Source organism: Micromonospora sp. HK10 (assembly GCF_000982955.1).
Lineage (GTDB): Bacteria > Actinomycetota > Actinomycetes > Mycobacteriales > Micromonosporaceae > Micromonospora.
Map to the genome: position 1 here is coordinate 1 of NZ_KQ058675.1, position 9,564 is coordinate 9,564.

10 protein-coding genes are annotated in these 9,564 nt (G+C 76.6%); 3 read left to right on the forward strand and 7 right to left on the reverse strand.

Translation table 11 applies throughout. From position 1 onward, the window contains the following. The first annotated feature begins 87 nt into the window (after positions 1-87). On the forward strand, positions 88-714 hold the full coding sequence (locus LQ51_RS03040) for a response regulator transcription factor (protein WP_046563093.1): 627 nt from the start codon (positions 88-90) through the stop codon (positions 712-714). 12 nt (positions 715-726) lie between these two features. On the opposite strand, the gene LQ51_RS03045 is transcribed toward LQ51_RS03040, so the two are convergent. From LQ51_RS03045 to LQ51_RS03060, 4 genes are all read right to left on the reverse strand, one after another. Continuing rightward, positions 727-1,440 (reverse strand): RraA family protein, encoded by a 714-nt coding sequence (locus LQ51_RS03045; protein ID WP_046563094.1) that lies wholly within the window; start codon positions 1,438-1,440, stop codon positions 727-729. 120 nt (positions 1,441-1,560) lie between these two features. After that, positions 1,561-2,793: a low temperature requirement protein A gene (locus LQ51_RS03050; RefSeq protein WP_046563095.1), complete on the reverse strand. Its 1,233-nt coding sequence runs from the start codon at positions 2,791-2,793 to the stop codon at positions 1,561-1,563. Next, positions 2,790-4,118, reverse strand: coding sequence for an FUSC family protein (locus LQ51_RS03055; protein ID WP_046563096.1), 1,329 nt, complete (start codon positions 4,116-4,118; stop codon positions 2,790-2,792). The genes LQ51_RS03050 and LQ51_RS03055 overlap by 4 nt, the downstream gene beginning before the upstream one ends. Before the next feature lie 114 nt (positions 4,119-4,232). Then, positions 4,233-4,985: a dienelactone hydrolase family protein gene (locus tag LQ51_RS03060; protein WP_046563097.1), complete on the reverse strand. Its 753-nt coding sequence runs from the start codon at positions 4,983-4,985 to the stop codon at positions 4,233-4,235. 173 nt (positions 4,986-5,158) lie between these two features. Between LQ51_RS03060 and LQ51_RS03065 the strand changes: the two genes are divergently transcribed. Beyond that, positions 5,159-5,557 (forward strand): DUF2267 domain-containing protein, encoded by a 399-nt coding sequence (locus tag LQ51_RS03065; RefSeq protein ID WP_046563098.1) that lies wholly within the window; start codon positions 5,159-5,161, stop codon positions 5,555-5,557. A gap of 111 nt (positions 5,558-5,668) precedes the next feature. After that, positions 5,669-5,947 carry a hypothetical protein gene (locus tag LQ51_RS03070; RefSeq protein ID WP_046563099.1) on the forward strand — a complete coding sequence of 93 codons (279 nt, stop codon included), beginning with the start codon at positions 5,669-5,671 and terminating at the stop codon, positions 5,945-5,947. A 172-nt stretch (positions 5,948-6,119) separates the two neighbouring features. Here LQ51_RS03070 and LQ51_RS31070 read toward each other — a convergent pair whose 3' ends face one another. The 3 genes from LQ51_RS31070 to LQ51_RS03085 form a co-directional block, all read right to left on the reverse strand. Then, complete coding sequence (locus LQ51_RS31070) at positions 6,120-6,776, reverse strand: DUF3105 domain-containing protein (RefSeq protein ID WP_052744736.1); 657 nt, start codon at positions 6,774-6,776, stop codon at positions 6,120-6,122. Further along, positions 6,769-7,377, reverse strand: coding sequence for a flavoprotein (locus LQ51_RS03080; RefSeq protein ID WP_052744737.1), 609 nt, complete (start codon positions 7,375-7,377; stop codon positions 6,769-6,771). The genes LQ51_RS31070 and LQ51_RS03080 overlap by 8 nt, the downstream gene beginning before the upstream one ends. Beyond that, positions 7,359-9,564 (reverse strand): peptidase domain-containing ABC transporter (locus tag LQ51_RS03085; protein ID WP_046563102.1); only part of this gene is annotated, 2,206 nt, incomplete at its 5' end. The genes LQ51_RS03080 and LQ51_RS03085, both read right to left, overlap by 19 nt.

Here is a 9,564-nt window from a genome sequence, read left to right on the forward strand (position 1 = left end):
ACCGGGCGGTGGGGTGCCGGGCGGGGCGGGGGCGGGTGCCCCCGCGCCCCGCGGCACCCGCGAGACGCCGGCCGCGCCGGAGCCGGCGTGATCCGCGTGCTGCTGGTCGACGACCAGCACCTGATCCGCGCGGGCCTGCGCATGCTCTGCGACGCCCAGCCCGACCTGTCGGTCGTCGGTGAGGCCGACAACGGCCGGGACGCGGTCACCCTGGCCGCCCGGCTGCTGCCCGACGTGGTGGTGATGGACCTGCGCATGCCCGGCGTCGACGGGATCACCGCGACCAGCCGGATCCTGGCCGGGCGTCCGGCCACCCGGATCGTGGTGCTGACCACGTTCGGCGACGACGACCACCTGTACCCGGCGCTCGCCGCCGGCGCGTGCGGCTTCCTGCTCAAGGACGCGCCCCCCGCCGACCTGCTCGACGGCATCCGCCGGGCCGCCGGCGGCGACAGCCCGTTCAGCCAGGAGGTGCTGCGGCGGCTGGTGCGCCGCGCGGTGGACGCGCAGGCCGGGACGCCCCGGGCGGTGCCCGGGCTGACCACCCGCGAGCAGGAGGTGCTGGACCTGGTGGCCGAAGGGCTGTCCAACCTGGAGATCGCCGAGCGGCTGCACATCGGAGTCACCACCGTGAAGACCCACATCACCAGCCTGATGGCCAAGACGGACAGCCCGAACCGGGTGCGGCTGGCGCTGTTCGCCCGGGGCGCCTGAGCCGGCCGGCGCTCACTCCTCGATGGCGCCGCCGACCGCGCGCAGGTGCTCCCGGAAGGTCAGCCCCGGGTGCTCCGCGCGGCCGGCCAGGTAGGCGTCGAAGCCCACCTGCGCGCGCAGCGACTCGCCGGCCCCGATCCGGTCGGCCTGCCGCCGCTCGGTGTCCCGGATCGACTCCGCGAGGGCGAACAGGTCGCCGGCCCGGTCCGCGGGCACGAACAGCACCCCGTCCGCGTCGGCCAGCGCCACGTCGGCGGGCCCCACGGTCCACGACCCGACCCGGGCGGCGGCCAGCGCGTCGGCCGGCCGCGGGTCGAGCCGCTGCGGCCCGGTGGGTGTCGCGCCGAGGCTGAACACCGGCAGGCCGAGGGCCCGGATGTCGCCGGTGTCCCGGTGCAGGCCCCACACGACCAGGCCGGCCAGGCCGGCCGCCCGCGCCTCCAGCACGACGAGGTCGCCGACGCACGCCTCGTCGGTCCGACCGCCGTTGTCCACCACCAGCACATCGCCGGGGGCGGCCCGGTCGATCGCCTCGAGGAAGACGTCCACGCTGCCGGCGTGCCGGGCCGGCAGCACCCGCCCCGCCACCCGTCCGCCGGCGACCACCGGCCGCACCCCGGCCGGGGCGCAGCGCACCGCGACACCGGCCCGCAGGCAGGCGTCGGCGACGTGGGCGGTGGTCAGGGCGGCGAAGCGCCGCGTCAACCCCGCAGGATCGATGCTCATGGGCAGACGGTAGCCAGCGCCGGCCGGACCGGGAGGAGCCAGTTTCCGGCCCGTGGCCTCCCCGCCCGGTAACCTCGGGCCGGCCGGGTCGGGATGCCCGCCGGGTCCGCGCCGGCGGCCTCAGGCCGGTCCCGTCGGGATGCCCGCCGGGTCCGTGCCGGCGGCCGGGTGGCCCGACCCGGTCAGCCGATCGGCGACGGTGGCGGCGATCAGCAGCGCGGTGAGCAGCCCGAGCGCCGCGGCCGGCGGCAGCGCCCGCCCGAGCGGCAGCAGGAGCGGGACCGCCACGGCGAGGACCGCCGCCGCCGGCCGGACCGCCTGCCCGGTGAGCCGGCCCAGCAGCAGCCGACCGGCCAGGTACGTGCCCGCGCCGCCGTACAGCGCGACGGCGCCCGGCCAGCCCAGCGGCGCGGAATGCTCCTCGGCGACGTGGGCGAGGACCTGCTCCACGCCGAGCGCCAGGTAGATGACCCCGACGATGAGCAGCAGATGGGTCTGGCTGTAGGCGTCCGCGGCGATCCGGTCCCGCCGGTCCTCCGGCGCCCGCGCCAGCATCCGGCGGGCCGCGGGAGCCGTCCGGTCGAAGTAGAGCCACCACAGGCAGACGGTGCTGGCGAGGCCGAGCAGCGCCACCCCGAGCACGGCCGGCCTGGTGGCCGCCGAGCCGGCGCCCACCCCGGCGGCGACCAGCGACTCGCCGAGGGCGATGATCAGGACGAGTCCGTGCCGCTCGGCGAAGTAGTTCGGGGCGCGCAGCGGCCAGGCACCGCGCGCCGCGTACGAGAGCCGCTGCCCGCCGACCTCCACCAGGAACGCGAGCACCCAGAGGGTGGTGTGCGCGGCGCCGGCCAGCAGCGCGCCGAGCAGGAGCGGGAGCCAACTGACGGCGCTGATCACGGCGAAGAAGCGGATCCGTTGCCGCAGCCCCGGCGGGTCGCCCGCCGCCCGGTGGTACAGCGCCAGGTGGACCGCCCGCAGCAGCACGTAGGCCAGCGCCACGAGCAGCGGACCGTCCAGCCCCGGGGCGGGTGTCCAGGCCCGCGGCATCACCAGCGCGGCGACGAAGAGCGCCGCCATGGCGACCAGGAACCCGGCCCGGACCACGCCGACGTCGGCCGGCGTCTGGTTGCCCAGCCAGGTGAACGACGACCAGGCGAACCAGAGCAGCACCAGCAGGAGCAGACCCTGCCCCATCGTGGACGCGGTCGGTGGCCGGCCGATCAGCACCATGATCCGGGTGAGGGTGAAGACGAAGACCAGGTCGAAGAAGATCTCGAACGGGCGTACCGCCCGGTCCCGGGGCGCGGCCCGCGGGCCTGGGACCGGCGGACACCCGCGGTCGGCCCCGGTCATCCGGCGGGCGCCCGGACCGGAGCGGCGGCCGGACCGGTGGGCCGGCGCCGGCCGTGGGCGCGCCGCTCGATCCGGGTCCGGCGCCGGGCCCGGGCGGTGTGCCGGCGGGTGATCAGCTCGGCCCGCGCCGGTGGGCGCAACGCCGCCTCGCCGGCCCCGGCCGCCCGACGCACGATCCGGTTGGCCTCGCCGGCCGGGCATCCGGTGGCGCGCAGCACCTCACTCTCGGCGGTACGCAGGTCGGTGATCACGGCGTCCCCGAACACCCGGACGCCCTGGGCCCAGGCCCGGCCGGCCTGCTCGGCGCTCTCCCGGACGAGCCGGCGGGCGGATTCCGGATCCGCCTCGGAGCGGCACTCGCGGTGCAGCTGCCGGATGGCCTCGCTGAACCTGGTCAGCGCGGCGGGCAGCTCCGCCGGGACCGGCTCGCCGTACTGCAGGAGCGTGGCGCACCGACGGGCCATCGACCGGCTGTACAGGATCACCCGTTCCAGGTGGCGGGTGCCGTCGGCGTACCGGTGGAACTGGGCCCGGCGCCGCCAGCGGGCCGGGGCGATGGTGACCACCTCCTCGGCGCCGCTGAGGGCGTCGTTGAGCCGGCCCACGTCGCTCTCCAGGCCGCGCAGCCCGTCCAGGGCACGGATCGCCGCGTCGGCGTCCCGGTCGGTGAGCGCGCGGGCGACCGCGTCGAGCTGCGTGGTGAGCCCCCCGTAGACCGGCTCGGCCGCGTGGTCCAGCACCCGCAGCGGGTTGACCGGGAACAGCAGCGCCACCACGAGGATGCCGACCAGCCCGCCGACCAGCGCGTCGAAGATGCGGGGCACCTCCAGGCCGGGTTGCATCGGGGCCAGGGTGGCGATCAGCACCGCCGTACCGCCGGCCTGCCCGACCAGCGCGCCGCCCCGCCCGGCGACCAGCAGGGCCACCGCGACGGCCAGGGCGACCACCGCCCCGGTCTGCCAGGCCCCGGTGCCGAGCAGCGCGCGCAGCAGGTCACCCACGGCGATGCCGACGCCGACCCCGGCGAGCAGCTCGAAGGTACGGCGGGCGCGCTGGCCGATCGCGGTGGCGATGGTGCCAACCGCGGCGGCCGGCGCGAAGACGTGCGCTCCCGGCCCGAGCAGGTGCTGCGCGAGCAGCGCGGCGAGCGCGGCGGCCAACCCGGCCTGCACCGCGATCACCAGGGTGATCTCCAGCTGCCGCTTTCGCAGCCGCCCGGCCTGCCCGCTCTCGCTACGGACCCGGGCGACGGCCCGGCCGCCCTCCTCGGCGGCCCGGTCCAGCGGTGAGCGGACCCTGTCCGCCGTCGCACGCTCGTCGGGCATGGCGGCGGATACCCGACGCGGTCGCGGTGAATCGTCGTCGCGGGCCGGCCGGCACCGGCCACGGCGGCCGTCGCCGGGCGGTACGGCGCGCGGCGGGCGGGACCGCCCGGGTGGTCAGCGACGGAACGTGCGGTCCAACAGGTCGAACAGCGCGGCCCAGTGCCGTTCGGTGGCCTGCGCGTCGTACATCGGCGTGTCCGACTGGGTGTAGCCGTGCCGGGCCCCCGGGTAGACCTCCGAGCGGTAGGTGACCCCGGCCGCGTCCAGGCTCCGCTCCAGGGTGGCGATCTGCTCGGCGGTCATCGACGGATCCTGGTCGGCGTGGCCGAAGTACAGCTCGCCGGTGACCGCGCCGACGCCGCGGTGCGGGCTGTCCGGGGCGTCGGTGACCACCCGGCCGGCGTGGAACGCGGCCGCCGCGGCGATCCGGTCCGGGTGCGCCTCGATGGCGCGCAGCGCGTTCGTGCCGCCCATGCAGTAGCCGGTGACGGCCACCGAGCCGGCCGCGACGTCCGGCTGGCCGGCCAGGAAGTCCAGGTAGGCGGCGGTATCCCGGGCCACCGCGTCGGGGGTCAGCGCGGCGATCATCGGGGACAGCGTCTGGAACAGCGCGCCGCGCTGCGTCTCGTCGCCGAGCCCGGAGAGGTCGACCAGCGGGGTCCGGCCCGACCGGTAGAAGAGATTCGGCACCAGCACCAGGTAACCGCGGGCGGCGATCGTCTCGGCCATCTCCGTCAACCGCGGTCGCAGCCCGAACGCGTCCATGAAGAGCAGCACGGCCGGGAAGGGCCCCGCCCCGTCGGGCCGGACCAGGCAGGCGTCAGCCACCCCGTCGCCGGTCGGCACGTCCACGGTCGTCGTCTGCACTGTCGGACCCCCTCGCCCCTGGTTCCACCGCCGAGCACGCTACCCGGCCGGGCCGGGCCGGCACCCACCGCGCCTGCCGTCCGGCCGCCGCCACCGGTGCGGCCGCCGCGCCCCCGTTTGATCGAGTGGTGGCGGGGAAGCCCGGGTATCCACCCGAGAGAAGGGCGCTGAACGTGGACGACAACCAGTTCATCGACCTGGTGGCCACCCGCGCGGGCACGTCGGCGGAGCAGGCGACCGCGCTCACCCGCGCCACGCTGACCACCCTGGCCGAACGGATCGACGGCGGCGAGGCGCGCGACCTGGCCGACCAGCTTCCCGAGGCGTTGCGCCCGTACGCCTTCGGCCCGGGCGAGACCGCCGAGCGGTTCGGGCTCGACGTCTTCGTCGAACGGGTCAGCGGCCGCGCCGAGGTGGACGTGGACCAGGCCAGGGACGGCGTGACCGCGGTCCTCGACGTCCTCCGCGAGGCGCTGGCGGCCGACGCGTACGAGCAGGTCGTCGCCCAGCTTCCCGGGGAGTTCGGTGAGGTCGCCGACCAGAGCGCGCCCTACGTCGAGCGGACCCGCTGAGCCACCCGACGCCCGGACCCGGCCACCAGCGCGGCGACCGGGCCGGGCGGGCATGACCGGTGCCGGCGCGGGTACGCGGGGGCCCTGGCGCACCACCACCGGAGGGCTGTGATGACCGCGAGCTGGGACGAGCAGGCCGACCCGCTGGGCCGGCCGCCGGAGGCCGACGCGCAGGAGCAGCGGCAGGACGAGACGGTGGTCGGGCCACCGGACACCGTGTCCGGGGCGGTGCCCGAGGCCACCGAGGCGGACCTGGCCGAGCAGGGCGTGCTGGTGCCGCCGAGCGACCAGGCCGACCTGGCCGACGCGGTACGCGGCGCCCCGAACCCGGCCGACGCGATCGAGCAGAACCTGGAGATCCCGCTGCCCGACGAGGACCGTCGCGACTGACCTGACGCCGCCCCGCCTCGCCAGCCGACCGGTCCGCCGTGGCCGGCGGCGGGCGGGTTCGCCCGCCATCGGCAGGTGGGCGTCTCCAGCGACCGCCAGGTCAACCGCCCGACACGCACCGACCGGACACCGCTGATCGCCGGGCAGCGCTGCCGGCGCCCGGCCGCGACGGTCACATCCCGGTCGGTTCCGGGGAGTCGGCGGGCGGGTGGGCCCGGACGAACCGTTCGACGGCGGCGCCGCTGACCGCGGCACAGAACTGCCGGTAGCCGGCCGTCGCGCCCCAGTGCGACAGGGCCAGCGGGCGGCCGGCCGGGAACTCGCCGTACCCCGGGTCCCAGGGGGCCACCACGAACCGGCCGCCGTACCGGTCGTCGCCGAACTTGGCCGCCAGCGCCCGCAGCGGCTCGATCTGGTCGCGGAGCAGCGGTTCGACGTACCAGAGGATGGTGTAGCCGTGCTCGAGGTTGTGCACCAGGATCTCCACGGCCGGGCGGTCGCGGGTGGTGTAGAACCGACGCACCGCCGGGGCGGGCACCACGAAGTGCGGCCCGGACGAGGGCGGCACCAGGTCGTACCGGATCCGGGTGGCGTAGGGCTCGGCGGTGCCGGGACCGACGTGCACGCCGGCGCCGCGTACCGGGTCGGTCAGCTCCGCGTCGCAGCCGGCCCGGTCGGCGGGTACCCCGATCGCGGCGGCGGGCCGGCGGGCCGGTGAGTCGGCGTACGCCCGGACGAACGGGACCACCGCCACCGCCAGCAGCAGCGTGCCGAGCGCGGTGACCAGCGCGGCGATCCGCGGCCCGGCGGTCCGACGCGGCTCAGCCACGGCAGGCTCCCGCCGCGCGCAGGTGCGCGGCGGCCTGCTCCAGCACCACCTCGATCGGCGGCATGCCCCGGCCGGACCGGGTGCCGCTGCTCAGGGCGAGCACCGGCACCGGCTCGACCACGAGGTACCCGTCCTCGCGCAGCCGGGCCACGTTGCGCCGCACCGCCGGCCGCTCCCACATGGCCTGGTTCATCGACGGCACCAGGACGACGGGCGCGGCGGCGGCGAGCAGGCAGGTGCCGACCAGGTTGTCGGCGATACCCAGCGCCGCCTTGGCCAGGGTGTTGGCGGTCGCCGGCAGGACCAGCACCAGATCCGCCCAGCCGGTCAGGGCCAGGTGCGGCACGTCCCCGTCGCCCACCTCGTCGACCAGGGCCGGATGCCCGGTCAGCAGGCTGAACGAGCGGGCCGGCACGAACCGGGCGGCGGCCGGGGTGAGCACGACCCGCACGTCGAGGCCGAGCGCGTGCCGCAGCACCAGGATCGACTGGGGCAGGGTGAGCACGTCGGCGGAGCCGCAGGCGGCCACCAGGACCCGGCGCGCCGGGAACACCCCGGGTTCGGCCGCCGGGGGCGGGATCGTCACGGTACGGGCAGCCACGGTTCGCCTCCCGGCAGGGATGAGTCGTCGTCGGTCAGTTGGCAGCGCACCAGGTCGGCGTAGACGCCGCCGGCCCGCAGCAGGTCGTCGTGCCGGCCGCGCTCGACGATGCGGCCGTCGGCGACCACCAGGATCTGGTCGGCGTTGCGTACCGTGCTCAGCCGGTGCGCCACCACGATCCGGGTGCAGCGCAGGGCGGAGATCGCCCGGTCGACCCGGCGTTCGGTGGCCACGTCGAGGTGGCTGGTGGCCTCGTCGAGCAGCAGCACGGCGGGTTGCCCGGCGACCGCGCGGGCGATCGCCAGCCGCTGCCGCTGCCCGCCGGAGAGGGCCTGGCCCCGCTCGGCGACCTGGGTGTCGTAGCCCATCGGCATCGCCGCGATGTCCTGGTCGATCGCGGCGACCTCGGCGGCGGCCCGGATGGCCGGCATGCCGATGCCCGGGTGGACCAGGCTGACGTTGCGCCGGATCGAGTCGCGGAACAGGTAGCTCTCCTGGAGCACCACGCCGAACTGCCGGCGCAGCGCGGTCGGGTCGATCCGGGACAGCGGCACGCCGTCGAAGAGGATCTCCCCGGCGCTCGGCCGGTAGAGGCCGGTGAGCAGCATGGCGAGGGTGCTCTTGCCGCTGCCGGAGGGCCCGACGACGGCCACCTTCTCCCCCGGCGTGATCTCGAAGGAGATGTCCCGCAGCACCGGCGGGGCGGTGCCGTCGTAGCGGAAGGTCACGTCGCGCACGCTGATCCGGCCGGTCAGCCGGGGCGCGGGCAGGTCCGGGTCGCCGGTCGGCTCGGGCCGCGCCGCGAACACGTCCCGCAGCCGTTGCAGGTGCGACACGACGGACTGGAGCACCTGGGCGCTGGCCACCAGGGAGGCCAGCGGGGTCAGCGCGGAGAGCGCGAGCGCCTGCAGGCCCAGCGTCTCGCCGAGGCCGGCGCCGGCGAAGAGCCGCCCGGTGCCGAGCCAGAGCAGGGCCAGCGGGCCGGCGAGCTGGACGCTGGCGGTGATGTTGGCGACGGTGGCCGAGAGCCGGTTCTGCGCCACGTCGGCGTCCAGCGCCGTGGTGTAGCGGCGCAGCCAGCCGTCGAAGACCTGCCGTTCGGCGCCCATCGACTTCACCGTGGCGATGCCGGACAGCGCCTCCATCAACGCGCTCTCGGCGTCGGCCTGCACGGTGAGGTTCCGCTGGCCGAGCCGCAGCAGCCGGCGGTTGACGACGGCGACCGCCACCACCTGGGCGGTGCCGATGGCCGCGGCCAGCCCCGCGAACGCCAGGTCGCTGGCGAAGAGCACCGCGAAGTACGCGAGCACCAGCACCCCGTCGATCACCGCGGTGAGCACCTGGGTGGTGACCAGTTCACGCAGCAGGATGCTGCTGGACAGCCGCTGCATCAGGTCGCCGCTGGCCCGTTGCCGGAAGAACGCGTACGGCAGCTTGAGCAGGTGCCCGAAGAGCCGGGTCATCAGGGTGGCGTCCACGCCGGCCTGGAGGGTGACCAGCAGCCGGGACCGCAGGTAGGCCACCCCGAACTGGGTGAGCACCAGCGCCACGATGGCCAGCGCCAGGTACGGCATCAGCGCCGTCTCCCGGGCCGGCATGATCTGGTCGAAGGCGACCGTGGTGGCCATCGGCAGCGCGAGCCCCAGCAGTTGCAGGACCAGCGAGACGCTGAACGCGGCGGCCAGCCGGGGCAGGAACGGCCGTACCAGCGGCCGGGCCCGGCCCAGCCGGGTGCGCAGCCCGGGCCGGGCGGCCGGCGGTTCGGGCGCGGACCGCGGGTCGCGGGTGAAGGTCAGCACCGTGCCGGTGAAACCGGCGGCGAACTCCTCCGGGGTGAGCAGGCGGCGACCCAGGGCCGGATCGAGCAGCCGGACGCCGCGCGGGCCGACCTGTTCCACCACCACGAAGTGGGCGTTCTCCCAGTGCGCCACGGCGGGCAGCGGCAGCGCGCCGACCTGGGCCGGGTCGGCCCGGAAGGCCCGGCCGGCGAGCCCGAACCGGGGGCCGGCGGCGAGCAGCGCCCGGGCGGTGACGCCGTCGCGGCCGAGGTCGAGCCGCTCGCGTACCCCGGCCAGGGTGGCCCCGACGCCGTGCCACCGGGCGATCATGGTGAGGCAGGCGGCGCCGCAGTCGGCGTCGGCCATCTGCAGCACCAGCGGCACCCGCCGGCGCGGCGGCCAGCGCCGG

What these genes read in the sequence shown, in the direction of transcription:
- LQ51_RS03045 (WP_046563094.1), bottom strand. Translation starts at nt 1,440, where the DNA reads ATGAGCATCGATCCTGCGGGGTTGACGCGGCGCTTCGCCGCCCTGACC.
- LQ51_RS03050 (WP_046563095.1), bottom strand. Translation starts at nt 2,793, where the DNA reads ATGACCGGGGCCGACCGCGGGTGTCCGCCGGTCCCAGGCCCGCGGGCC.
- LQ51_RS03055 (WP_046563096.1), bottom strand. Translation starts at nt 4,118, where the DNA reads ATGCCCGACGAGCGTGCGACGGCGGACAGGGTCCGCTCACCGCTGGAC.
- LQ51_RS03070 (WP_046563099.1), top strand. Translation starts at nt 5,669, where the DNA reads ATGACCGCGAGCTGGGACGAGCAGGCCGACCCGCTGGGCCGGCCGCCG.